Source organism: bacterium (assembly GCA_021371935.1).
Lineage (GTDB): Bacteria > Armatimonadota > UBA5829 > UBA5829 > UBA5829 > UBA5829.
This window is the reverse complement of record JAJFVF010000004.1, coordinates 173,704-197,065: the sequence shown is the minus strand read 5'-3', so window position 1 is coordinate 197,065 and position 23,362 is coordinate 173,704. Positions and strand designations below refer to the sequence as shown.

36 protein-coding genes, 1 tRNA gene and 2 pseudogenes are annotated in these 23,362 nt (G+C 50.1%); 37 read left to right on the top strand and 2 right to left on the bottom strand.

The features are described from left to right. The 37 genes and pseudogenes from tuf to LLG46_03820 form a co-directional block, all read left to right on the top strand. Window positions 1-268, top strand: a 268-nt coding sequence (gene tuf, locus LLG46_04000) for an elongation factor Tu (GenBank protein MCE5322462.1), incomplete at its 5' end; no start/stop codon positions are given. An 85-nt stretch (window positions 269-353) separates the two neighbouring features. Next, the gene (rpsJ, locus tag LLG46_03995) at window positions 354-662 is read left to right on the top strand and encodes a 30S ribosomal protein S10 (GenBank protein ID MCE5322461.1); all 309 of its coding nucleotides are present in this window, start codon (window positions 354-356) and stop codon (window positions 660-662) included. Window positions 663-673: 11 nt separating this feature from the next. Next, the gene (rplC, locus tag LLG46_03990; GenBank protein MCE5322460.1) at window positions 674-1,303 is read left to right on the top strand and encodes a 50S ribosomal protein L3; all 630 of its coding nucleotides are present in this window, start codon (window positions 674-676) and stop codon (window positions 1,301-1,303) included. Between the two features lie 4 nt (window positions 1,304-1,307). Then, entirely contained in the window at window positions 1,308-1,931 is a 624-nt protein-coding gene (rplD, locus tag LLG46_03985; GenBank protein MCE5322459.1) for a 50S ribosomal protein L4, read from the top strand. Next, the gene (gene rplW / locus LLG46_03980; protein MCE5322458.1) at window positions 1,932-2,225 is read left to right on the top strand and encodes a 50S ribosomal protein L23; all 294 of its coding nucleotides are present in this window, start codon (window positions 1,932-1,934) and stop codon (window positions 2,223-2,225) included. Between the two features lie 2 nt (window positions 2,226-2,227). Beyond that, window positions 2,228-3,058 carry a 50S ribosomal protein L2 gene (gene rplB, locus LLG46_03975; GenBank protein MCE5322457.1) on the top strand — a complete coding sequence of 277 codons (831 nt, stop codon included), beginning with the start codon at window positions 2,228-2,230 and terminating at the stop codon, window positions 3,056-3,058. An 11-nt stretch (window positions 3,059-3,069) separates the two neighbouring features. After that, window positions 3,070-3,354 carry a 30S ribosomal protein S19 gene (gene rpsS / locus LLG46_03970; protein MCE5322456.1) on the top strand — a complete coding sequence of 95 codons (285 nt, stop codon included), beginning with the start codon at window positions 3,070-3,072 and terminating at the stop codon, window positions 3,352-3,354. A gap of 122 nt (window positions 3,355-3,476) precedes the next feature. After that, on the top strand, window positions 3,477-4,115 hold the full coding sequence (gene rplV, locus LLG46_03965; protein ID MCE5322455.1) for a 50S ribosomal protein L22: 639 nt from the start codon (window positions 3,477-3,479) through the stop codon (window positions 4,113-4,115). Next, a complete protein-coding gene (rpsC, locus tag LLG46_03960) occupies window positions 4,116-4,910 on the top strand; it encodes a 30S ribosomal protein S3 (protein MCE5322454.1) in 795 nt (264 codons plus the stop codon). A 5-nt stretch (window positions 4,911-4,915) separates the two neighbouring features. Next, on the top strand, window positions 4,916-5,350 hold the full coding sequence (gene rplP, locus LLG46_03955; protein ID MCE5322453.1) for a 50S ribosomal protein L16: 435 nt from the start codon (window positions 4,916-4,918) through the stop codon (window positions 5,348-5,350). Beyond that, window positions 5,337-5,549: a 50S ribosomal protein L29 gene (gene rpmC / locus LLG46_03950; GenBank protein ID MCE5322452.1), complete on the top strand. Its 213-nt coding sequence runs from the start codon at window positions 5,337-5,339 to the stop codon at window positions 5,547-5,549. The genes rplP and rpmC overlap by 14 nt, the downstream gene beginning before the upstream one ends. Further along, a complete protein-coding gene (gene rpsQ, locus LLG46_03945) occupies window positions 5,546-5,803 on the top strand; it encodes a 30S ribosomal protein S17 (protein MCE5322451.1) in 258 nt (85 codons plus the stop codon). The genes rpmC and rpsQ overlap by 4 nt, the downstream gene beginning before the upstream one ends. A gap of 91 nt (window positions 5,804-5,894) precedes the next feature. Further along, window positions 5,895-6,263, top strand: coding sequence for a 50S ribosomal protein L14 (rplN, locus tag LLG46_03940; GenBank protein MCE5322450.1), 369 nt, complete (start codon window positions 5,895-5,897; stop codon window positions 6,261-6,263). 50 nt (window positions 6,264-6,313) lie between these two features. Further along, window positions 6,314-6,679, top strand: a complete 366-nt coding sequence (gene rplX, locus LLG46_03935; protein MCE5322449.1) for a 50S ribosomal protein L24 — start codon at window positions 6,314-6,316, stop codon at window positions 6,677-6,679. A gap of 10 nt (window positions 6,680-6,689) precedes the next feature. Further along, window positions 6,690-7,232, top strand: coding sequence for a 50S ribosomal protein L5 (rplE, locus tag LLG46_03930; GenBank protein ID MCE5322448.1), 543 nt, complete (start codon window positions 6,690-6,692; stop codon window positions 7,230-7,232). Window positions 7,233-7,235: 3 nt separating this feature from the next. Beyond that, window positions 7,236-9,308: an elongation factor G gene (fusA, locus tag LLG46_03925; GenBank protein MCE5322447.1), complete on the top strand. Its 2,073-nt coding sequence runs from the start codon at window positions 7,236-7,238 to the stop codon at window positions 9,306-9,308. A 50-nt stretch (window positions 9,309-9,358) separates the two neighbouring features. Beyond that, window positions 9,359-9,544, top strand: coding sequence for a type Z 30S ribosomal protein S14 (locus tag LLG46_03920; GenBank protein ID MCE5322446.1), 186 nt, complete (start codon window positions 9,359-9,361; stop codon window positions 9,542-9,544). A gap of 132 nt (window positions 9,545-9,676) precedes the next feature. Further along, complete coding sequence (gene rpsH, locus LLG46_03915) at window positions 9,677-10,075, top strand: 30S ribosomal protein S8 (protein ID MCE5322445.1); 399 nt, start codon at window positions 9,677-9,679, stop codon at window positions 10,073-10,075. A gap of 16 nt (window positions 10,076-10,091) precedes the next feature. Further along, the gene (gene rplF, locus LLG46_03910) at window positions 10,092-10,652 is read left to right on the top strand and encodes a 50S ribosomal protein L6 (GenBank protein ID MCE5322444.1); all 561 of its coding nucleotides are present in this window, start codon (window positions 10,092-10,094) and stop codon (window positions 10,650-10,652) included. 115 nt (window positions 10,653-10,767) lie between these two features. Next, window positions 10,768-11,127 (top strand): 50S ribosomal protein L18, encoded by a 360-nt coding sequence (gene rplR / locus LLG46_03905; protein MCE5322443.1) that lies wholly within the window; start codon window positions 10,768-10,770, stop codon window positions 11,125-11,127. A gap of 17 nt (window positions 11,128-11,144) precedes the next feature. Beyond that, window positions 11,145-11,639: pseudogene (gene rpsE / locus LLG46_03900) on the top strand (30S ribosomal protein S5). Between the two features lie 178 nt (window positions 11,640-11,817). Further along, complete coding sequence (gene rpmD, locus LLG46_03895) at window positions 11,818-12,015, top strand: 50S ribosomal protein L30 (protein ID MCE5322442.1); 198 nt, start codon at window positions 11,818-11,820, stop codon at window positions 12,013-12,015. Beyond that, a complete protein-coding gene (gene rplO / locus LLG46_03890) occupies window positions 12,012-12,455 on the top strand; it encodes a 50S ribosomal protein L15 (protein ID MCE5322441.1) in 444 nt (147 codons plus the stop codon). The genes rpmD and rplO overlap by 4 nt, the downstream gene beginning before the upstream one ends. After that, window positions 12,456-13,751, top strand: coding sequence for a preprotein translocase subunit SecY (gene secY, locus LLG46_03885; protein MCE5322440.1), 1,296 nt, complete (start codon window positions 12,456-12,458; stop codon window positions 13,749-13,751). Window positions 13,752-13,875: 124 nt separating this feature from the next. Continuing rightward, entirely contained in the window at window positions 13,876-14,517 is a 642-nt protein-coding gene (locus LLG46_03880; protein MCE5322439.1) for an adenylate kinase, read from the top strand. Further along, window positions 14,517-15,299, top strand: a complete 783-nt coding sequence (gene map, locus LLG46_03875; GenBank protein ID MCE5322438.1) for a type I methionyl aminopeptidase — start codon at window positions 14,517-14,519, stop codon at window positions 15,297-15,299. Before LLG46_03880 ends, map begins: the two co-directional genes overlap by 1 nt. Next, window positions 15,292-15,510, top strand: a complete 219-nt coding sequence (infA, locus tag LLG46_03870) for a translation initiation factor IF-1 (GenBank protein MCE5322437.1) — start codon at window positions 15,292-15,294, stop codon at window positions 15,508-15,510. Before map ends, infA begins: the two co-directional genes overlap by 8 nt. Before the next feature lie 96 nt (window positions 15,511-15,606). After that, window positions 15,607-15,723, top strand: coding sequence for a 50S ribosomal protein L36 (gene rpmJ / locus LLG46_03865; GenBank protein ID MCE5322436.1), 117 nt, complete (start codon window positions 15,607-15,609; stop codon window positions 15,721-15,723). An 82-nt stretch (window positions 15,724-15,805) separates the two neighbouring features. Next, window positions 15,806-16,177, top strand: a complete 372-nt coding sequence (rpsM, locus tag LLG46_03860) for a 30S ribosomal protein S13 (protein MCE5322435.1) — start codon at window positions 15,806-15,808, stop codon at window positions 16,175-16,177. Between the two features lie 10 nt (window positions 16,178-16,187). Continuing rightward, a complete protein-coding gene (rpsK, locus tag LLG46_03855; GenBank protein ID MCE5322434.1) occupies window positions 16,188-16,583 on the top strand; it encodes a 30S ribosomal protein S11 in 396 nt (131 codons plus the stop codon). 70 nt (window positions 16,584-16,653) lie between these two features. Beyond that, window positions 16,654-17,286 carry a 30S ribosomal protein S4 gene (gene rpsD / locus LLG46_03850; protein MCE5322433.1) on the top strand — a complete coding sequence of 211 codons (633 nt, stop codon included), beginning with the start codon at window positions 16,654-16,656 and terminating at the stop codon, window positions 17,284-17,286. A gap of 19 nt (window positions 17,287-17,305) precedes the next feature. Continuing rightward, window positions 17,306-18,265 (top strand): annotated as a pseudogene (locus LLG46_03845) (DNA-directed RNA polymerase subunit alpha). A 148-nt stretch (window positions 18,266-18,413) separates the two neighbouring features. Beyond that, window positions 18,414-18,842 (top strand): 50S ribosomal protein L17, encoded by a 429-nt coding sequence (gene rplQ, locus LLG46_03840; protein ID MCE5322432.1) that lies wholly within the window; start codon window positions 18,414-18,416, stop codon window positions 18,840-18,842. Then, a complete protein-coding gene (gene truA, locus LLG46_03835; protein ID MCE5322431.1) occupies window positions 18,842-19,576 on the top strand; it encodes a tRNA pseudouridine(38-40) synthase TruA in 735 nt (244 codons plus the stop codon). The genes rplQ and truA overlap by 1 nt, the downstream gene beginning before the upstream one ends. A gap of 12 nt (window positions 19,577-19,588) precedes the next feature. Further along, window positions 19,589-20,017, top strand: coding sequence for a 50S ribosomal protein L13 (rplM, locus tag LLG46_03830; protein ID MCE5322430.1), 429 nt, complete (start codon window positions 19,589-19,591; stop codon window positions 20,015-20,017). 66 nt (window positions 20,018-20,083) lie between these two features. Continuing rightward, window positions 20,084-20,479 carry a 30S ribosomal protein S9 gene (gene rpsI, locus LLG46_03825; protein ID MCE5322429.1) on the top strand — a complete coding sequence of 132 codons (396 nt, stop codon included), beginning with the start codon at window positions 20,084-20,086 and terminating at the stop codon, window positions 20,477-20,479. A gap of 117 nt (window positions 20,480-20,596) precedes the next feature. Continuing rightward, window positions 20,597-20,674: transfer RNA gene (locus LLG46_03820), tRNA-Pro, on the top strand. Between the two features lie 377 nt (window positions 20,675-21,051). Here LLG46_03820 and LLG46_03815 read toward each other — a convergent pair. Both LLG46_03815 and LLG46_03810 read right to left on the bottom strand, forming a co-directional pair. Then, the gene (locus LLG46_03815) at window positions 21,052-22,599 is read right to left on the bottom strand and encodes a hypothetical protein (protein MCE5322428.1); all 1,548 of its coding nucleotides are present in this window, start codon (window positions 22,597-22,599) and stop codon (window positions 21,052-21,054) included. 46 nt (window positions 22,600-22,645) lie between these two features. After that, window positions 22,646-23,356, bottom strand: coding sequence for a M48 family metallopeptidase (locus LLG46_03810; GenBank protein MCE5322427.1), 711 nt, complete (start codon window positions 23,354-23,356; stop codon window positions 22,646-22,648). Window positions 23,357-23,362: the final 6 nt, after the last annotated feature.

Here is a 23,362-nt window from a genome sequence, read left to right as displayed (position 1 = left end):
GGCTGAGATATACGTATTGACTAAGGAAGAGGGCGGTCGTCACACACCGTTCTTCAAGGGTTACAGGCCTCAGTTCTACTTCCGCACGACCGACGTGACTGGTGCGATGGAGTTGCCTGAGGGCACCGAGATGATAATGCCCGGCGACAACGTAACGATCAGTGCTGAGTTGATAGTGCCGATCGCATTGGAGCAGGGTTTGAACTTTGCGATTCGCGAGGGCGGCCACACTGTAGGTGCAGGCGTCGTCAGCGAGGTAATTGAATAGGGGTTAGGGATTAGGGAATAGGGGATAGAGATAGTAACTGTCCCCTAACCCCCATCCCCCTGTCCCCCAACTGGAGTTGGAATATATGCGCAAGGACAAGGTAAGAATCAGGCTGAAGGCGTTTGATCATCGTGTGCTGGATCAGAGCGCTGAGCGGATCGTCGAAACGGTGCGCCACACCGGCGCAAGGATTTCCGGTCCGGTGCTGCTTCCGACGGAGAAGGACATCTACTGCGTCAACCGCGGCACCACCATCGACAAGGAATCGATGGAGCACTTCGAGATCAGGACGCACAAGCGTCTGATCGATATCTTGAATCCGGGGCCTAAGACGATTGACGCTCTCATGCGTCTCGATTTGCCCAGCGGCGTGGATATCGAGATCAAGCTTTAGGGGATCATCAAATGATCAATGGAATTTTAGGAAAGAAGCTGGGAATGACCCAGGTCTTCGATGAGAAAGGTCATCTTGTACCGGTGACTGTCATTGAGGCCGGCCCGTGCGTTGTGACGCAAATCAAGACCGAGGACAAAGACGGTTACGAGGGCGTTCAGGTTGCTTTCGGCGATGTAAAAGAAAAAAAGATTAACAAGCCGCTCAAAGGGCATCTTGCGAAGTCGGGCTCGGCTCCCAAGCGATATCTGCATGAGATAGTAGTTGATGATCTGGGCGAGGTAACTCTCGGCCAGGAGATCAAGGCAGACGTTTTTGACCGGGGCGACGTGGTCAAGGTGACTGGAATATCAAAGGGCAAGGGTTTCGCGGGTGCCGTCAAGAGATGGCATTTCCATGGCGCAGACATGACCCATGGTTCTATGATACACCGCAAGCCTCAGTCCGGCGGCGCGACCGATGCTGCTCGCACATTCAAGGGTGTAAGACGCCCTGGTCGAATGGGTGGAAAGCAGATCACGCAGCGTGGACTATCGGTCTTTAGAGTTGATGCATTCCGAAATCTGATCCTCGTCGAGGGTTCGGTGCCGGGCGCAAATGGCGGATTGGTTTTTGTCCGCAGGCAGATGATAGGAGGATAGTCAGATGGCCAAAATCAATCTGCAGGATATGACCGGTAAAAAGATTGGTGACGTCGAGCTCAAGTCAGAGGTATTTGATGTTGCGCCGAATGTGGCTTTGATGCATCAGGCTGTTGTGGCTGAGCAGGCAAATATGCGCCAGGGAACTGCCGATACGAAAACGCGCAGTGAAATAAGCGGTGGCGGCGCCAAGCCATATCGCCAAAAAGGCACAGGTCGTGCTCGCCAAGGTTCGATTCGTGCTCCTCATTATTATCATGGTGGAGTTGTGTTCGGACCCGAGCCGAGGTCATACAGAAAGTCGCTGCCCAAAAAGATGAGGCGCGGAGCTCTGCGCTGTGCACTGTCGGCAAGGGTGGCCGATGAAGCAGTCGTGGTTGTCGATGAGATCAAGCTCGATGTTATCAGCACCAAAAAGATGGCGGCTTTTCTTGATGATGTTGGAGCGACTCGCAGAGCGCTTGTCGTAGTTGACGGTCTATCAAATGAAATTTTACTTTCGTCACGCAACATTCCTGGCGTTGAGCTTAGGGTTGCGCCTTGTCTGAGTGTTCGCGACGTATTGAACGCCGACAAGATCGTCATGACTCGTGCGGCGGTGGCGAAACTAGAGGAGGTCTTTGCTTAGATGAAAGATCCTTATGCCGTCATAAAGCGGCCGTTGATTACTGAAAAGGGCATGGGCGCATCATCGATGGGCAAGTATGTCTTTGAAGTCGATATCAACGCCAATAAGATAGAGATAGCCGAGGCCGTGAAGAAGATATTCCCGGCGGTGGATGTTGTCAAGGTCAATACTCTGCGTGTCAAAGGTAAGGCCAAGCGTATGGGTAGAATGGGCCAGGGCAAGACCGCTGATTGGAAAAAGGCGTATGTCACACTTAAGGCCGGCCAGCATATAGAAATATTTGAGGGAGCCTAACTATGGCAGTCAAAGAATTCAAGCCTACCTCGCCCGCACGGCGTTATTATACGGTTTCCTCGTTTGAGGAGATCACGAAGTCAACGCCTGAAAAGAGCTTGCTCAGGCCGATAAAGCGGACCGGGGGACGCAACAACCAGGGCACGTTGACAATGCGCCATCAGGGCGGTGGTCACAAGAGGCAGTATAGAGTAATAGATTTCAAGCGCGACAAGATCGGTGTGCCGGGCAAGGTTGCCGGCATCGAGTATGACCCGAACCGCTCTGCTCGTATAGCACTTATTAACTATGCCGATGGCGAGAAGAGGTATATCCTCTGGCCGCTTGGTCTAGGTGTTGGTGACCGAGTTATAGCTGACGAGACGGCTGACATTAGACCGGGCAACTGCATTCCGCTTGCAAATATACCGCTTGGAACAATCGTTCATAATATCGAGCTTAAGGTCGGCAAGGGCGGCCAGATTGTTCGCAGTGCAGGTGGCGGGGCTCAGCTTATGGCAAAGGAAGGCAAGTATGCCAACCTAAGGCTTCCATCGGGTGAGATGCGCAATGTGCCGATCATGTGCAAAGCCACAATCGGGCAGCTTGGCAATGTCGAGCATGAGAACATTTCCATCGGCAAGGCCGGCAGGTCGCGATGGAAAGGTATCAGACCGACTGTCCGCGGAGTTGTTATGAACCCGAGAGACCATGCTCATGGCGGTGGTGAGGGTAAGTCACCTGTCGGACGCAAGACACCTGTCTCGAAGTGGGGCAAGCCCGCGCATGGGACCAAGACGCGCGGCAAGAAGCTTTCTGATGCAATGATCGTCAGAAGAAGAAACGCAAAGTAGGGGGATAGCTAGTGGGACGCTCACTGAAAAAGGGACCGTATGCGGACCCGAAACTCCTTAAAAAAATTGAAGATATGAACGCCAGGGGCGAAAAGAAGATCATTCAGAGTTGGTCACGCCGTTCGACGATCTTCCCGCTGATGATCGGGCACACAATTGCTGTGCACGACGGCAGGAAGCATATTCCAGTGTTCGTCACCGAGAATATGGTTGGGCACAAGCTGGGCGAGTTCGCCCCGACCAGACTCTACCGAGGGCACGGCCATCACACCGAGCGCTCGACAGCCCTTAAGTAATTACGCAATAGACATGAGGCGATGCCTCATGACAGTAGAAGAAACGGTTGGAGTCGACTTTGTGGTTTTGGGCTCTTAGCTCTCCACTCTCCACTCTCAGCTGTTTTTGGGAGGCCAATGGTATGCAGGCAATAGCGAAGGCGCGTTTTGTGCGCACCTCGCCGCGGAAGGCCCGCCTTGTTATAGATGAAATACGAGGCAAGGATGTCAAGCAGGCACTGGGAATTTTGCAGTTCACGCCGAATTTTGCGGCGCGACTGATCGAAAAAGTTCTCAAGTCGGCTGTGGCCAATGCGGAGAACAATCACCATATGGATGGTGAAAACCTGAAGGTTTCACTCGCAATGGTAGACGGCGGACCTCTGATGAAGAGGCTGCGCTACGCGCCTCAGGGACGCGGCTACCGGATGGTCAAGAGACTTTCTCATATAACCATAGGTGTCGAGGAGACGGAGGCGAAGCCGAAGAAGAAGCGCAAGGAAGTAGCACGGACGGCGAAGCCGGGTACAAAGGCTCCTAAGGCTGCGGCTCCAAAGACGACAACAAAGCGTGCTCCGAAAAAGAGTGAGGAGCCTGCTGATGTTGAAAAGGAAGAAGTGGTCAAGGCTGAGCAGGTAGAGCAGGTCGAAAAGAAGGCTCCAAAGACGACAGCAAAGCGTGCTCCGAAGGCCAAGGCGTCCGCAAAGACACCGGCACCTGAAACAACAAAGACGGAAACGGCACAATCCGAAGGCGAGCAAGACGCCAAAGGAGGCGAGTAGTTGGGACAGAAAGTTCATCCAATAGGTTTTAGAATCGGAGTAATCCGGGAGCCTGAGAGCAAATGGTATGCCTCAGACAAAGAATTTGCTGGGCTCCTGATACAGGATGCCAAGATTCGCAAGTTCGTGAAAAAGACTCTCTATGCTGCGGGTATTTCCAAGGTAGAGATCGAGAGAGCTGCAAACAAGGTCAAGGTCACCGTGTACACAGCAAAGCCGGGCATTATTATCGGCAGAGGCGGCAAAGGCGTTGACGACCTGCGCGGCGAGATCGAAAAAATCGCCGGCGGCAAGATGGTCCATGTCAATGTGCAGGAGATCAGGAACCCGGAGATCGAGGCGCAGCTTGTAGCCGAGTCAATTGCTCAGCAGATAGAGAAGCGTATTTCCTATAAGCGTGCAAACAAGCAGGCTGTACTGCGCTCAATGAGAATGGGAGCCAAGGGTATCCGCATTCGCGTTGCAGGGCGGCTTGGCGGTTCTGAAATGGCGCGTGTTGACGGTGATAAGTCCGGCAAGGTTCCGCTTCACACTCTAAGAGCCGACATCGACTACGGTTTCACCGAAGCGAAGACGACCTACGGTCACATCGGCGTCAAGGTATGGATATACCGTGGTGACATATTGCCTGGCTCAAGGCGTCCTGAACCGAGTGAGGAAGAGATTATGGCCGCAAGAAGACCGCGTCGCCCAAGAGGCGAGCGATCTGAGCGCGGAGAGCGATCTGACCGTGGTGGACGCGGTGGTCGTGGTGGCGGACGTGGTGGTCGCGGCGGCGGCGAGAGGAGAAGTTAAGCCAAATGCTAATGCCCAAGAGACCAAGATATCGCAAAGTAATGCGCGGTTCGCGTGCCGGTAAGGCTAATAAAGGAAATAAAGTCGATTTTGGCGAGTATGGACTTCAGGCGCTTGAGGCGGCCTGGATAACAGCCAATCAGATCGAAGCGGCCAGAGTTGCAATCACTAGACACGTCAAGAGAGGCGGGCAGGTGTGGATTCGCATCTTCCCAGACAAGCCTATCACCAGAAAGCCTGCTGAGACCCGTATGGGAAGCGGCAAGGGAAACCCTGAAGGTTGGGTGGCTGTTGTCAAGCCCGGAAGAATGCTTTTCGAGATGGCTGGTGTTGACGAAGGCCTGGCAAAAGAGGCTATGAGACTTGCTTCTCACAAGCTGCCTATTGCGACCAGGTTTGTGACCAAGAAAGAGCAGAGTGAAATCAGTGAGACAGTCTGAGCTTCGCAGCAAGGTAAAGCAGTCTAGTGATACAGAGCTGGAGACGATGCTCGCACAGGAGCGTGAGAACCTGTACAAAATGAGGCAGCAGATCGCCTTGAAGCAGTTGGACAATCCTCACGCCATAGGTATTGCACGAAAAAACGTGGCACGAATACTCGGCGAGCTCAAGACCCGCGAGATTAAGGCAGGCAAGTGATGGACAGAAGCAGACGAAAAGTCCGAAGTGGACGTGTAATAAGCGACAAGATGGACAAGACGGTTGTGGTTGCCATCGAGACCCTGGTCAGGCATCCGCTCTACGGCAGGATCGTGCGCAGGACCACAAAGTTCAAGGCTCACGATGAAGCGAATGAGTGCGGCATTGGCGATACGGTCGAGATTATGGAAACCAGGCCGCTTTCCAAGGACAAGTGCTGGCGGGTCGCCCGCGTTGTCGAAAAGGCGAAATAGTTACCAGGTTTCGGGTGCCAGGTATTGGGTGTCGGATCAAAATTTCTGGCACCCGACATCCGGCACCTGATACTCGGAAGAGAGGTAGACAATGATACAGCCCTATACGCGATTGAGAGCTGCTGATAACTCAGGCGCACGTGAGATTCTATGCGTTAGAGTGCTCAAGGGATCGAACGGACACTATGCGGGTGTCGGCGACATAATCATCGGCGCTGTAAAGCAGGCGACTCCTGGAGCGACCGTAAAGAAGAGTGAAGTCGTTCGATGCGTAGTTGTGCGCACGAAGAACGACATTCAGCGTCCGGATGGCTCGATCCTTCGCTTTGACGATAATGCAGCCGTGGTAATCAACAATACAAACGAACCGCGAGGGACCCGAATTTTCGGTCCTGTAGCCCGCGAGTTAAGAGACAAAGGGTTTATGCGAATCATATCGCTAGCGCCCGAAGTTATTTAATTTAGTAATCAGTATTTGAGATTTAATATTCCCATAGGTGGGAGAGTCGTATGAAAAAGAAGAAACCGGTATACGAAGCAAAAATGAGGCTGAAGAAGGGCGATGAAGTAATCGTTCTTTCAGGCAAGGATAAAGGCAAGCGCGGCAAGGTGCAGCAGACCGTACCCGAACAGGGCAAGGTAATTGTCGAGGGAATCAACATGGTAACGCGCCACCAGAAAGCTCGCGGACAATCGTCTCGTGCAATTGTTAAGCAGCAGATGGGTGAAGTGCAGATGCCGCTCGGTGTTCCTGTAAGCAAGGTGATGCTGATATGCCCGAACTGCAACAAAGAGACCAGGTCTGCCAGCACAAAGGCATCTGATGGCGCACCGGCTCGCAAGTGCCGGAAATGCGGCACCGTGATCGAGAGTTAGGGAGTAACTTATGCCGAGAATGAAGGACAAATATAAGAGCGAGGTTCTGCCGAGCCTGATGAAGACGTTCAGCTACAAAAACGTAATGCAGGCGCCAAGGCTGACCAAAGTAGTCGTGAATATGGGCGTAGGGCAGGCGACTCAAGACGCCAAGCTCCTGGACGGCGCAATCAATGATATGACATTGATCACCGGCCAGAAGCCGGCTGTGACTCGCGCCACGAAATCGATCTCTAACTTCAAGGTCAGAGAGGGGATGCGTGTCGGCTGCAAGGTCACACTTCGCGGAGCCATGATGTTCGAGTTTCTGGACAGGCTGTTCAACATAGTGCTTCCGAGAGTCCGTGACTTTGGTGGAGTCCCCGCCGATTCGTTCGATGGGCGAGGTAACTTTGCCATGGGTCTCAAAGAGCAGCTCGTTTTTCCTGAGATCGACTATGATAAGATCGACCGCACGCGCGGTATGAATATCGTTATTGCCACTACGGCGAAGACCGACGAGGAGGGCAGAGCCTTGCTGAAGGCGTTGGGTCTGCCGTTCAGAGAGGCTTAGTCCATGAAAAAGTATTCTATCGAAGCAATAAGAAATGTTGCGTTGGTAGGGCACGGCGGCACGGGTAAGAGTTCGCTTGCTGAGGCGATGCTCTACGCTTCCGGGGCAATCAGCAGACTTGGTCGTGTGGATGACGGCTCAGCTGCCAGTGATTTCGACCCGGATGAAGTTAGCAGGAAAATGAGTATTAACGCGGCAGTATTGCCGTGTGAGTGGAAGAACGCAAAGATCAACTTTGTGGATACGCCCGGCTATCCTGATTTTGTTGGAGATGTCATCGGCAGTATGAGAGCGGTAGAGGCTGCACTTATTCTGGTCGACGGCACAGGCGCCATTGAGGTTGGTACCGAGACTGGCTGGGACCTTGCCACGGAGGCAGGGATCACCAAGATGTTCTTTGTCAACAAACTTGAAAAAGAGAATACAGACTTTAACAGAGCGCTGGAAGCTCTGAGGTCAAAGTTTGGAACGAGCGTAGCTCCGCTTCAGCTTCCGATTGGCTCTGAGGACAAGTTCATAGGCGTGGTCGATCTGCTGTCGCATAAGGCATATAAGTGGGAGAACGGCAAGGTTGCCCCGACTGATATTCCGGGAGAGATGCAGTCTCAGATCGAGCAGATGCGCGAGGCGCTGATTGAGTCCGTAGCTGAGATGGACGATGCGCTCATGGAGAAGTATTTTGAAGAGGGAACTCTTCCTGATGAAGACATAGCCAAAGGTCTGGAGCTTGGTCTGAAGTCGGGTAAGGTTGTTCCGGTGCTTTGCGGTTCGGCTATGAAGATGGTCGGTGTAGATACACTGCTTGACTTTATAGTATCAAGTGTGCCTTCACCTGCATCAATTCCGCCGGTCGAGGGCAAGAGTCCTTCTGGTGCCGATGAGAAGCGTGGACCCAATGATCCGTTCTGTGCGCTGGTATTCAAGACTATGGCCGATCCATATGTAGGCAAGCTGACGTATTTCCGAGTCTTTTCCGGCTTGATGAAGTCTGACTCGCACATATTTAACGCGAACAAGGATCATGATGAGCGGGTAGGGCAGGTCTATTTCCTGCAGGGTAAGAATCAGGAAGCGACCTCTGAAGTTGGACCCGGCGACATTGGTGCTGTAGCGAAGCTTCAGGAGACTACGACCGGCGACACACTTTGCGACAAGGCCAAGCCGATTGTGCTTAATCCCATAGCGTTCCCTGAGCCTGTTTATTCACTGTCCGTTAAGGCGAAGACAAAGGCTGATGAGGACAAACTTGGTCCGGCTTTGCAAAAGCTCAGTGAAGAGGATCCATCGTTCAAGACGCATCGTGATGCTGAGACCAGTCAGACGATTATGGCCGGTCAGGGCGATACGCATATTGACATCGTAGTCGAAAGACTCAAGCGCAAGTTCGGGGTTGAAGTCGAGACAGAGATACCGAAGATTGCGTATCGTGAGACAATCACGGGCACCGCTGAAGCTCAGGGCAGACACAAGAAGCAGACAGGCGGCCGTGGTCAGTTTGGAGACTGCTGGGTCAAGCTCGAGCCTCAACCGAGGGGCGAGGGTTATGAGTTTGTTGATGCGATTGTGGGCGGCGCAATACCGAGGCAGTGGATTCCATCGGTCGATAAAGGCATTCGTGAGGCGATGTCAACCGGAATCCAGGCCGGAGCAACGGTTGTGGATATCAAAGCAACCTGTTATGACGGGAGCTTTCATACCGTCGACTCATCTGATATGGCTTTCCAGCTTGCAGGCAGGCTTGCATTCAGAGCGGCTGCTGAAAAGGCTAACCCTGTAATACTTGAGCCGGTTATGGAAGTTGAAGTAATTGTGCCGGAAGAGTTCATGGGCGACGTTATAGGAGACCTGAACTCAAAGCGCGGCAGGGTCGCGGGTATGGAGCCGATTGGCGGCGGCAGACAGAGAATAAAGGCACAGGTGCCGCAGTCTGAGATGCTCAGATATTCGATTGATCTGCGTTCAATCGCTCGCGGCAGAGGCCGATTCTCTGCGAAGTTTTCTAACTATGAAGAGGCTCCGCACAGTGTTGCGCAGCAAATTATTGCAGAAGCCGAAAAGGCTAAGAAAGAAGAGTAGTACGGTTAGGCTACTTCTAACCTATAACATCTAGACTAGGAGTTGATTCCGTGGCAAAACAGTGCCTGATTCAAAAACAGCAGCGCAAGCCGAAGTTCAGCGTGCGAAAATACAATCGCTGTGGGCTTTGTGGTAGATCAAGAGGATACATCCGCAGGTTTGGAATCTGCAGAATATGTTTCCGTGAGATGGCGCATCAGGGATTGATCCCCGGCGTCACCAAATCGAGCTGGTAATTAAGAAAACCGAGCAGATGATAGGGCAGCTATTAGCTTTCTCTCTGCTCTCTGACTGAAATTTGTTTGACAGCGACTCGCACAAAATGATAAACTTTTTAGATGTGCGGGCCGGTAGACGGAGGATCAAGCATGACCGTGACAGATCCTGTAGCAGACCTGCTGACGAGGATTCGGAACGCGAATTCAGCGAAGCATGACTTCGTGGAGGTACCTGCTTCAAAATTGAGTATGGAAATACTTCGTATCTTGAGGGACGAAGGGTTCATCAAAAATTACGAATCTTTGAAGGACCGGAAATTCCCGACTGCCAAGATAGCTTTGAAGTATGGTCCAAAACAGGAACAGATCATTAGCAATCTGAAGAGGGTATCAAAGCCCGGACTCAGAGTATACGCCAAGCGTGACAAAGTGCCGAGAGTGCTTCGTGGACTGGGTGTGGCCGTCATCAGCACATCCAGGGGCGTTATGACTGACCGTGATGCCAGGAAACTCGGCATTGGTGGCGAAGTTCTGTGCTACATTTGGTAGAGTAGGAGAGGTTATTATGAGCAGAATAGGGCAATTACCTATACCGCTGCCGAGTGGAGTGCAGATCAGCCAGGAAGATGGTGTCCTCACCGTCAAGGGTCCCAAAGGGGCTCTGAGCCGATCGTTGCCCGGCGCGATTGAGATAAAAGTAGAGGACAACGCGGTAATTTGCGAGCGTCCTTCAAACAGCAAGGAGCATCGCTCGCTTCATGGTCTGACAAGGACGCTGGTCAACAATATGGTAGTCGGTGTCACATCGGGCTATGAGAAGCGGCTGCAGGTGCAGGGTGTTGGTTATCGTGCGGAGCTTCAGGGCAAGAACCTGAATCTTCAAGTGGGACTTTCTCACCCTGTCCTTGTCGAACCGATGAATGGTGTTGAGTTCGAGGTCGGTATGGATACCAACACAAGAATGCCGTTCATTATTGCGCGATGCATCGACAAGGAAGTGTTGGGACAACAGGTAGCGAACATCCGCAAGATAAGACCGCCGGAGCCGTATAAGGGTAAGGGCATCCGCTATTATGGCGAAGTCGTAAGACGCAAAGCCGGCAAGAGCGGTAAAGCAACCAAATAATTTAGTATTTAGTAATTTACATTGAGTATTACATTTGTATGTTGGATGTTGGGTTGGAGAGATGAGAATAACCCCAACCCCCAACCCCTGACATTCAAACTATATTGGGGGCACTATGAATAAGAAGGAACTACTTCGGCAAAAGCGCCATAAGAGAGTAAGAAAGACCGTGGCCGGGACAGAGTCTAAGCCAAGACTTGATGTCTACAGAAGCATATGTAACATATATGCTCAGGTGATTGACGATCAATCCGGCAAAACGCTGGTCTCCGCTTCAACGATAGATGGCGAATTGAAGTCGAAAGTCAAGAGCGGCGGCAACATCGAGGCCGCAAAGTTGGTCGGTCAGCTTGTTGCAAAGCGGGCTGTCGAAAAGGGTATTGAGACGGTCGTTTTCGATCGTGGCGGATACAAGTATCATGGCCGTGTCGCAGCGCTGGCAGATGGCGCGCGCGAGGCCGGGCTGAAGTTCTAGGAGCCTAGGGAGGAAGCATGCCTAAGATCAATGCGGATACGCTCGATATGGAAGAGCAGGTAATCCGGACGAATAAGGTACAAAAGACCCACAAGGGCGGTCGCACACTCAGCTGGAGCGTTCTGGTTGCTGTTGGCGACAGAAATGGCCATGTGGGCATAGGCCTGGGTAAGGCTGCGGGTATTCCAGATGCCATACGAAAGGGCATTGAGGAAGCCAAGAAGAACGTCATTGAGGTGCCGATGGTGGGAACGACGATCCCTCACGACATCGAGATGGACTATGGTGCAGCCAAGGTCAGAATGAAGCCCGCTTCTTCAGGAACTGGGGTTGTGGCCGGTGGCGCAGTAAGGCCTATATTGGAACTTGCAGGTGTTCGTGATGTGCTTGCCAAGTCGCTTGGTTCGCCTAATGCAGTCAACACTGCCAGAGCGACGATCAAGTGTCTGGAGAACATCAGAGTGGCGGAGAAAGTTGCCGAGCTTCGCGGCAAGTCACTTGAAGAAATGGTGCCATGGCTTGTACGCAAGCGTCAGGAAGAAGAAATGGCATCCGGTGGCGAGTTTGGCGAGCCGGGTGTAAGCGGCGAACAGACCGAAGAGGCAGCCGAGGCCGTTGAGGCCGAATAAAGCAGTCGTAAATAGAGCTCGGGGTTTCCGAAGTTCGTGTGACTTATAGATGAGGCATATAATGCTTAAGATTACGCTGAAAAACTCAGTAATAGGATACAACAAACGGCAGCGCGCTACTGTAAAGGCCCTTGGGTTGGGCAAGGTAGGTTCGTCTGTTGTGCAGTCTGCAAATGACTGCGTGAAGGGCATGATCAATAAGGTCGGTCACCTTCTTGAAGTAGAAGAACTCAGCGATCCTGTGGAGGTAAAGGAATGAGACTCGAGGATTTGCGTCCTGCTCCGGGATCAACGCATAAATCGAAGCGTGTAGGCCGAGGCACGGGTTCCGGCCAGGGCAAGACTGCCGGCAAGGGTCACAAAGGGCAGAAGGCACGAAGCGGTCAGAAGCCCAGACCGGGTTTTGAAGGTGGACAGACTCCTCTGCACCGCAGACTTCCACAGAGAAGTGGGTTCAGAAATGTGAACCGCAAGATTTATGCGATTGTAAGCCTGGATGATCTTGAAAGATTCGACGCCGGTACCGAGGTCACACCGGAACTGCTTATCACGAGTGGTCTGGTTGGAGGAGCAATGGACGGCATAAAAGTGCTCGGTGATGGTGAGATAACCAAATCTCTTACAGTGCGTGCTCATAAGTTCAGCAAGAGCGCCGAAGAGAAGCTCAAAGCTGCAGGCGGCACGACGGAGGTATTATAGATGCTTGCATCGTTGATGGCAGCGTTTAGAGTTCCAGATTTGAAGAAGAGGATTACATTCCTCTTCATGATGTTTGCTGTCTATGTGGTTGGGCTGCATATTTCCGTTCCCGGTGTCAACACAGAGATATTGTCGGAAAGACTCAGTGGTGGTCTGTTCGATATTCTCAATGCGTTCACCGGAGGCGCTTTCAAGAAGTATACGATCTTTGCTATGGGCATTATGCCCTACATCAATGCGTCGATTATTATGCAGCTTTTGACAATTGCCATTCCGCAGTTGGAAGAGTTGCAGAAAGAAGGTGCAGCAGGCCAGAAGAAGATCAGACTGTGGACAAGGTGGCTGACAGGCGCATTGGCCGTATTCCAGGCGTTTGGAACAACAACATGGCTTCGTTCGATGGGTGCTATTCAGTCTCAAGGTGGCCTGTTTGATCCGACTATCTGGTGGATTGCAATCACACTTGCTGCAGGGACAGCATTCCTGATGTGGATGGGTGAGCAGATAACCGATAAAGGCATAGGAAACGGCGTATCGATAGTAATTTTTGCCGGCATCATTGCATATCTGCCAAGCCAGATATTTACAACGATGGAAGTTGTAATTACAAACGGCTGGTGGTTTAAGCTGGCTTTGTTGGTAGCGTTATTCGTCGGGACCATAGCATTTATGATCGCCGTTACACAGGCTCAGCGCAAGATACCAATTCAGCATGTCAAGCGCGTAGTCGGCAACAAGATGTATGGTGGGCAATCGAGTTTTCTACCATTGAAGGTTAACTCGGCTGGAGTAATCCCGATCATCTTTGCGGTGTCAATCCAATATTTTCCGCTTACGGTTGTAAACATCTTTACGCATGGCGACCCTCAGACCAAATTCGGTGAAATTGCTCAGAGCTTTGCTAATAACATTGCTCCAGGTGCCACTTGGTGGGGGTCATTGTTTTATGCACTTATGATTATTGGCTTCACCTATTTCTACACAGCTGTAACGTTCAATGTAAAGGACGTTTCAGATAATCTCAAGAAGTGGGGAAGCTTTATTCCAGGCATCAGGCCTGGTAAGCCGACACAGGAATATCTCGACAAGATCATGACCAGAATCACTCTTTCAGGCGCGATCTTCCTGGCGATTGTTGCACTGCTTCAGTATTATGTTCCGTCGATTACAGGTATTCAGACTTTCAGCCTGGTTGGCGGCACATCACTGCTGATCGTAGTTGGTGTTGCACTTGAGACGATGCAAGCTATCGAAAGTCACCTGCTCATGAGGCACTACGAAGGCTTCATTAAATAGAATTGCAGTCTATGAGCATCAGTTGGCAATCGGTTGTGATTTTAGCAGCCGGTTGCCCATTGCTGTGTGAATAGTGTATAATTGTAAGGTTGACGGTTTTTTACTGCTGAATACGAGGGTTATTTTGAGGATAGTTTTGTTTGGACCTCCAGGGTCCGGTAAGGGTACGCAGGCAAGTATACTTAAAGAAAAATATGGCGCGGCGCACATATCGACTGGAGATACACTGCGCGAAGCCGTCGCAAACAAGACTGAAGTTGGTCTTAAGGCCAAGGAATATATGGAAAAGGGCGAGTTGGTGCCCGATGAAGTCGTGATCGCAATCGCAAAGGACAAGCTCGCTTCGGTAGGTGGGGAAGGTTTTTTACTTGATGGCTTTCCTCGCACGATTGCACAGGCTGAAGCGCTTGATGCAGCACTTGCTGAGATCGCCAAGCCGCTTGATGCGGTTGTCAATCTAGAGGTTGATGACGAGGAACTAGTAAAGCGGCTTTCCGGCAGGAGAGTATGTCCCGGATGCGGTGAGCCATATCATGTGGATACAAAGGCTCCAAAGGTTGAGGGCAAGTGTGACAAGTGCGGTGGTGATCTTGTTCACAGGGCTGATGACCAGCCCGATGCAATCAGAAACAGACTGAAAGTTTATAACAATCAGACTGCACCGGTTCTTGGGTATTATGGCGAAAAGGGGATATTGAAGAACATCGATGCAGTCGGCGCTATAGCCGACATTCAAGCCAAAATAGCAAAGGCACTTGGTGCATAATGATAATCAAAAAGACGCCGGCTCAGATAGAAAAAATGCGAGCCGCAGGTGCGGTAGTTGCGAGGTGTCTGAAAGAGATTGCTGAATCAATCGTTCCGGGCAAGACAACTACGTTGGATATCGACCGGATGGCCGAAGAGCTGACCAAGAAGTATCGTGCCAAAAGCTCGTTTAAGAATTATAGAGGCTACCCTAATTCAGTGTGTGTTGCTGTAAATGAAGAAGTGGTTCATGGTATTCCTGGTAACAGAGCACTGATGTCAGGCGATATTGTGGGTATAGACTTTGGAGCAATTGTAGACGGCTGGCAGGGCGATTCGGCGATAACAATTTTAGTTGGCGACAAAGGGACTGAAGAAGCAAAGCGTCTGTTGAGAGTTACTCGCGAGGCGCTGTATATGGGTATTGATGCTGCCAGGGTCGGCAACAGATTGTCAGACATTGGTCATGCTATTCAGTCATACGTTGAGAAGAATGGCTATTCAGTTGTCCGTGATCTGGTCGGCCATGGAATAGGGCGAAATATGCATGAGGACCCGCATGTTCCGAACTATGGCATGCCGGGTAAGGGCGTAAGGCTCGAAGAGGGAATGACTCTGGCAATAGAGCCTATGGTAAATGTCGGTACATATGAGGTCGAGACTCTTGGGGACAGTTGGACGGTAGTTACAGCGGACGGTTCTTTGTCAGCTCATTTTGAGCATACTGTTGCGATAAGACGTGACGGTCCTGACATCCTGACCGTGATACCGACTGAGGAGGCGTTAACCACAAATGGCTAAAGAAAAGGCCATAGAAGTCGAAGGGCGGGTAAGTGAATCCCTTCCCAACGCAATGTTTCGTGTGGAACTCCCGAATGGGCATATGGTGCTCGCGCATGTCTCTGGCAAGATCAGGATGCACTTTATAAAAATCCTGCCAGGAGATCGCGTATTATTGGAACTTAGCCCGTATGACCTGACTCGGGGGAGAATTATATATCGATACAAGTAGGGGCATGACAACCGGCGGCTGGTCTTCACCCTCACATCGAACACTCGGGTGTGGACTTCGGTAGGATTGCTTTCTACATTCTGAGAGGTCAAATAGATGAAAGTAAGAGCTTCTGTGAAGCCCATGTGTGACAAGTGCAAGGTGATCAAGCGGAAGGGTGTTATCCGCGTGATCTGCAAGCAGTATCCTAAGCATAAACAGCGACAAGGATAGTAACTTAGTTCCCTCTCTCCTGGCGGGAGAGGGTTGGGGTGAGGGGGAATCCCACACCTTTTTGATTGGAGGGTAATGTAGCTTGGCGAGAATTGCAGGTGTAGACCTTCCCAGGGACAAAAAAGTAGAATATGCGCTGACCTATATATACGGAATCGGTCTTCCCAGCGCTCAGAAGATAGTTGAGAAGGCGGGAGTCGATCCGAATACAAGGATGCGTGACCTGACGGAAGGTGAAATATCGGAACTAAGGCGTGTTATTGAAGGCGAATACACCGTGGAAGGCGATCTACGGCGTGAGCTTTCAATGAGCATCAGGCGTCTTATGGAAATCGGCTCCTACAGGGGTCTTAGGCATCGCCGCGGATTGCCTGTACGTGGTCAGCGAACGAAGACCAATGCGCGAATGCGTAAGGGTCCGCGAAGAACTGTCGGCGTACGCCGCAAGAAGTAGGAGGCTATAATTGGTTAGAAAAGCAGCGACTGTGCGTACAAAAGCCAAGGAAAAGAAAAATATCGTCCAGGGCGTAGCGCACATTAAGAGCACGTTTAATAATACTATAGTGTCCATAACCGATACGACCGGCGCCGTGGTTGCATGGTCAAGTGCGGGTCAGGTTGGATTCAAGGGGACAAAGAAGAGCACCCCGTTTGCAGCGCAGTTGGCTGCTGAAGCGGCAGCGCGCAAGGCCATGGAGCATGGAATGAAGCGTGTGGATGTATTGGTCAAGGGTCCCGGTTCGGGACGCGAGACAGCAATAAGGTCTCTTCAGACAGTGGGTTTGGAGGTCAGTATGATAAAAGACTGCACCCCGATCCCTCACAACGGCTGTCGTCCACCGAAACGACGCAGAGTATAAACAAAGCATAACGCATATATTTAGTATCAATACTCAATACTAAATATCAAATATCAAATGGAGATAAGGTATGGCATCGGAAGGAAACGCTGTCTGCAGATTGTGCAGACGCGAAGGCGTAAAGCTCTATCTTAAGGGCGATAAGTGCTATTCCCGCAAGTGCCCTGTTGAGAAGAGGGCATACCCGCCTGGCCAGCACGGTCAGGGCGGCATGCGGCGCAAATTGTCTGATTACGGCGTCCAGCTCCGCGAAAAGCAGAAGATGCGCCGTGTATATGGCATAAGAGAAGGCCAGTTCAGAATATATGTCAAGGAAGCCACGCGGCGAACGGGCGTAACGGGTGAGAACCTGCTCCAGCTTCTGGAGATGCGTCTGGACAATGTGGTATATCGGCTGGGACTTGCGACATCAAGAGCCCAGGCTCGTCAATTCGTCAATCATGGCCATATTATGGTCAACGGGAAGCGCGTGGACATCCCTTCATATCAGGTCCGTCCAAATGACACTGTTGAGGTAGTCGAGGGTGCTAAGAAGATTCCTCCGCTTGTCGGGGCAATCGAGGCGTCGGGCGGAAGGGCGTTGCCCACCTGGCTTCAGTTCGATGCGAATCAATTCAGGGGCAACATTGTGTCGGCTCCCACACGCGACGAGATCGATACAGATGTGCAAGAATCGCTAATAGTCGAGTTCTATTCGAGATAATAACGGAGGCGACCAAAACATGGAGATGGTAGCGCCGCGCATCGAAATATTGGAAGACGGGGCAACCTATGGAAAGTTCGTTGTTGAACCGCTGGATCAGGGGTTTGGTTATACAATCGGCAACGCTCTGAGAAGAGTGCTGTTGGCTTCAATACCGGGAGCCGCCATTACATCGGTTAAGATTGATGGTGTGTTACATGAGTTTTCTACAATACCCGGGGTTAAAGAAGATACGACTGAATTGATCCTTAACCTGCGTGAGCTGTATGTCAGGATGGATCTTGATGGCGCGGAGGATATTGATGAACCTCGCGTAATCAGGCTTGATGTTCATGGACCCGGTGAGGTTACGGGTGCCGACCTGATAACACCACCCGAGGTAGAGATAGTAAACCCCGAGGTGCATATTGCAACATTAAACGATGAGACGGCTGCATTGCGGGCCGAACTGACCGTTGAACGCGGCAAGGGATATGTTCTTCCTGAGAAACAGGAGAATATTAAAAAGAGCATTGGCGTGATACCGATTGGAGCGATCTTTGCACCTGTGCGGCAAGTCAGCTATACGGTTGATCCAACAAGGGTCGGTCACAAAACGGACTATGATCGTCTTGTGATCGAAGTTACAACAAACGGAACAGTAATGCCGAGTGACGCTATAAGCGACGCGGCAAAGATTCTCGACAAGCAGTTGAGGCTTTTCTTTGACTTTGCACGAAAGCCGAAGGGTGCAGGCATCGAGTTTGGTGAGGCCGGTATGGGTAATCTTCCTGGACCGCCTGATGCCCGGATTGAGGAGTTGGACTTTTCCGTCAGGACATATAATTGTCTAAAGAAGGCGAATGTTCTTACGATACACGAACTTGTTCAGCTCACTGAAGCGGACCTTATGAACATAAGAAACTTCGGTAAGAAGTCTTTGAATGAGGTGCGCGATAAGCTTGAGTCTATGAATCTCTCTCTCAAACTGGGTGGGGAGCGCAGTGAACTGAAGATATTCCCATCCGGAGATGATGAAGAGGATGAGGATTTCGAGGACGAGGAGATAGCCGAGTCTGAAGAAGAGACCTCTGGCTCCGAAGAAGAAGTTGATGAAGCCGAAGAGTAGAAGATAAGGCAGGTAAAAAATGCGACATCGTGTTGCTGGAAGAAAACTGGATCTGCCGACCGACCAGAGGATGGCCCTTTTGCATGGTCTGGTAAGGTCCTTGATAATGTATGAAAAGATAGAGACGACCGAGCCTCGCGCAAAGGAAGCTCGAGCCATTGCTGAAAAGCTGATTACGCTTGCAAAGCAGAATACGGTTCATGCGCGCAGAATGGCTCGAAAGGTTTTGCCGACAGCCAACATGCCCAAGGGTATGCTCAGTGCTAACGGCAAAGCTCAGAAGGAATTGCGCGCTGAGATGGTAGCAAACGATGCTGTGAAGCATTTGTTTGATGTAGTTGCGCCAAAGTTTGCGGACAAGCAGAGCGGTTACACTCGAATGACGAAGATCGGGTTAAGGCGCGGCGATGCTGCTTCTGTAGTCAAGCTGGAACTCGCGGTAGACTAGTGAGAAACGTCAAGGTCGTCGTTGAATACGACGGCACTGACTACTTCGGCTTTCAGTATCAGCCGGGCGTGCCGACGATCCAGGGAGAGCTTGAAAGAGTTCTATCCACGCTCGTAAAACGCAAGGTGATAGTGTATGGTTCGGGACGCACTGATGCCGGGGTGCATGCGGCAGGTCAGGTAATAAATTTCCGAATAGATGAAGGCATTCCGACTGATCGGGTATGTGCGGCGATGAACTCGCTGCTTCCGAAGGATATAGCAGTTCTTTCGGCAGTCGAAGTGGAAAATGATTTCCATGCCAGATATTCGGCAGTTTCCAGACTGTATAGATATGATATACTCAGTCAGAGCGTGCGGAGCGCACTTGAAGGACGTTTCTGTTGGCATATAAATCGGCCACTGAATGTCGATGCGATGAGAGCAGGGGCTAGATGCCTTCTGGGTGTTCATGATTTCTCGTCGTTTTGGTGTGCGAGGGGGGCGGATGATTGCCCTGTTCGTGATATGAAGTCGATTGTGGTCGACGGGCACGGCGAGCATGTGATAATCGAGATGCGAGCGAATGCTTTTCTGCGTTCGATGGTCAGAGTGATAGTCGGGACGCTGGTCGATGTAGGTCTGGGCAAGTTGGCTGGCTCGGATGTTTGTGACATTTTGGAGGCACAGGATCGCAGGGTTGCAGGTAAGACGGCACCCCCACAGGGCCTTTGCCTTATGGAAGTTGAATACTAAAGAGGATACTCGATGGGTACATATTTTGCTAAACGCGAAGATACGACAAAAAAGTGGTTTGTGATTGATGGTGCTGGGATGCCACTTGGAAGAGTGGCGGCTGAGGCTGCAAAGATTCTACGTGGCAAGCATAAGCCGACATTTACTCCACACATGGACTGTGGCGATCATGTTATAATCATAAACGCTTCAAAGCTTGTCTTGACAGGGACCAACAAGGGTGCCGAGCTTATATACAGGCATTCCGGCTATCCTGGTGGTCTTAAGAGTGTAAGTCGTGCATCAATGATGGAGCAAACACCCGAGAAGGCAGTTATGCGGGCAGTCAAAGGTATGCTTCCGCACAACAAGCTGGGTGATGCGATACTGAAAAAGCTCAGAGTCTATGCGGGTTCAGAGCACTCTCAGGATGCTCAGAAGCCCGAGGAATTGAAATTCTAGATCTGGATGTCAAAAAGTTGAGGCGGGTGATGTTTTCTGCTTTTTGACTTTTTACGGAGGAACGATTTGGAACAGACCGCAAGATATTATGGTACGGGTCACAGAAAGAACGCTACGGCAAGAGTATGGCTGGTTCCGGGTGAGGGGAACGTCACCATCAACGGTCGAACGATGTCTGAATACGTCGGGCGAAAGGCTCTTGAGTTGCTTATTATGCAGCCGTTTGAAGCCGTCGATTCGATGGGCAAGTTCGATGTTGTAGCCAAGTGCACAGGCGGAGGCATTTCCGGTCAGGCCGGTGCTGTACGCCATGGCATCAGTAAGGCTCTGCTTGAGGCAGGCGATGACATGCGCACTCCGCTTCGGCGCCAAGGCTTTTTGACAAGAGACCCGAGAGTTAAAGAACGAAAGAAATACGGACGCAAGAGAGCGAGAAGAGGGTTCCAGTTCAGCAAGCGCTAAGGAACACTGCTGCTCGATGTATACGACTTGGTCCGACGGAATTTCTGCCGGACCAAGTTATGGTGTACTAAAGGAATTCTCTTGTTGCATATGAAGTGAAATGGTATAATTAACTCGCGGGGCGTAGCGCAGCTTGGTTAGCGCGCTAGTTTTGGGAACTAGAGGTCGCGAGTTCGAATCTCGCCGCCCCGACCAATTATTAAAGTTAAACTTTTCTCTATGCGATTTTGCCCTGTCGGGATTCCGGCAGGGTTTTCGCGTATTTACGAGAGTAAAAGCCACCTATTCCCCGTCTTGTTCGAGATGCATCTTGTGGCCGGGCTTTGCTCCTAAAGCCCACATTTCTGGACATTTTCTCTCTGTTTTGCAGATTTTCTCTGAATTCAGTGACCGGGGATTAGTCCGGTCACAAGATTGATATATAGGCAGTGTCTTGCAGTCACATTGTTTAGTATCGATACTTTCTACAATCATCTTTTGGTAAGAGATTTTTATATGCTATTATTCACTGTTCTAAGTTTAGTTGCACTTAAAGGCCATCTCGAGTCTACATTATAAAAGATATTGTAGGTCTATCCAATGATGGCTTTTGCTATGGATTCATACCAAAAATCGCCATTCAAAGTCTTCCGTTCATCATTTACTCCAATGATATGTAGCCGATCTCTATTCGTGATCCGCAACTTTCGCTCGTAGTTTCTTGCGGCTGCGGAATCAGACCCATTGGATTGGTAATGACATATATAAATATCTTTATTGCACTCGTCTATGAGATTTCTAAAAAGGCCATTTACATGGCCATCGTCGCCATTGAAACCAAATCCAACAACAACAACTGCATCTGAGTCACAGAAACTATCATATAGGCCTACATAACGCTTCGACATCTCTATGCATGTCAATGGCTTTATGCCACTTTGAGTGAACATCAACGGTACGGTTATCCTTTCGTAGTTTAAACATTCATTGTCATCAGTAAAGTGGACTATTGTGTTGAGATATGGATCGTAGAAATCATGTACACTGCCGTTAAGATGCTCTACCTGATATGTTGACAACGCACCTTCAGCCACCTCAGGGACCAAACTATTGTAGTTGGTTGTTCCAATAGCCCTTATGTCAAGTCCGATAGTTCCAAAGTTTAATAGATCGTGGTAATAACCTGGGCCGTCTTTAATGCGGGCTGAATCACCACATGCTTTATTGAGAATATAGGTTCTTGCAGTATTGAGAAAGATTACAATCTTTGTGAACTTAGCCCACTCTGCCCTCGGATCGTAAAGATATCGAAAATGCTCGTCTATTAGTGCCTGGTAATTCAGATGGCGTTCCAAGAGCACTTCCAACATTTTTCGCGCAAACTCACCGAATATACTCTCCATACTTGATGACGAACTGACGGTATGTGCTTCTTCTTCCAAAACAAGCTCAAGCGCAGTCAGCCCAGCGCATGATAAATCAATACGAAATACACCGCCTATGTCATCAAATATAGGCAAATCGTTCGGTGCTTTTGCAAATAGAGCTTGGTTCAGACCACTCGCAAGATTCTGACCGTGACATCCTATAAGAAGCTGTAGGAATGCTCTCAAGCTCCGTGTGAGTAGTTCGGACTCTGGTCGGTTTTTTAATACTTCCAACAGGGCTGAAAAATACTCTGATTTGAATAAATCCGTATTTGCCCCGAGCTGTGTGCTCAAACTTACTTTTTGATCATAGATTACATCTCCAATATCTTCACCGATCAGACTCTTAAATATCTGATTCAGTTCAGCTTTCGATATGTCCCAAGACTGCAGCACTCTTTCAGCCTGGATGTCGAACTCATCCAGAAATTTTATGATATCATAACGCCTATACTCCATGATTGATTGTAATAGTGAGGCAAAGTCTGATCTTCCGAAAGCATGAATGCGTTTTACATCAAAATCGTTCGGCAGCCACTTGTTTGCATATACGCTTAATTTATTTACGCTTTTTATGTTATTTCGGAGCTTTGTTTTTTCCTTATCTACATTCGCTCGAAACAAATCCAACGCAAATTTTCCACCAGAAGGTAGTCCGTAGCAAACCTCTGCTCCGGCACCAAAGAACAGTCCTACTTTAATGTTCCCACCCATAGTAGTTCTCCATTCATATTAGATGATTGATTAACATGCATTATTATTACAATATCTCTAATTTAGACTTTCTTCTTTTCCAATCTGGCATTACAAGATCAAGCAGTCTATAGAAATCCTTGCTGTGGTTTGTATATTTCAGATGGCACATCTCGTGAGTAATCACGTAATCTATGCAAAACACCGATGCCTTTGCTAGTTCAGTGTTTAGCATTACGCCGCCAGCTTTGTTGCAACTTCCCCAGCGTTTGGACATTCGCCGAAATGTAATCGATGTGGGATAGTTGACACCATACCTTTGAAGAGACTCAAAACAACGATCAATACGCGTTCTAATCACACGGCGACTGTGATCTGCATACCATTTATCGAGTAAACTTTTGACTTTGGTTGAATCATGCGGATTTCGGGTTTGTATCAGAAAGTAGCCTCGCGTAAGTTTAACGTATTCTAACTTGTCTTCAATCAATTTGAGCCGATATTGTCTACCCAGATATATATGCGTTTCGCCGCCAACATAGCGTCGCTCAGGTTGTTCAGGCTTAAAACGTTCGAAGAAATCACGTTGACGCACGATCCATCCCGCCCGGCGTTTCACTCTCGCAACTACTTCAGCGATTTGTTTGTCGTCAGGTGCATCAACGATTACAGAAAGATCCGGGTGTACCGATATAGTTAGTTTTTCCCTATGGCTGAAACGAACAGTAAAGTTGATGCTTTGTTGTCCGTAGGTAATTGTATGGACTGCTATTCCCATGATAAA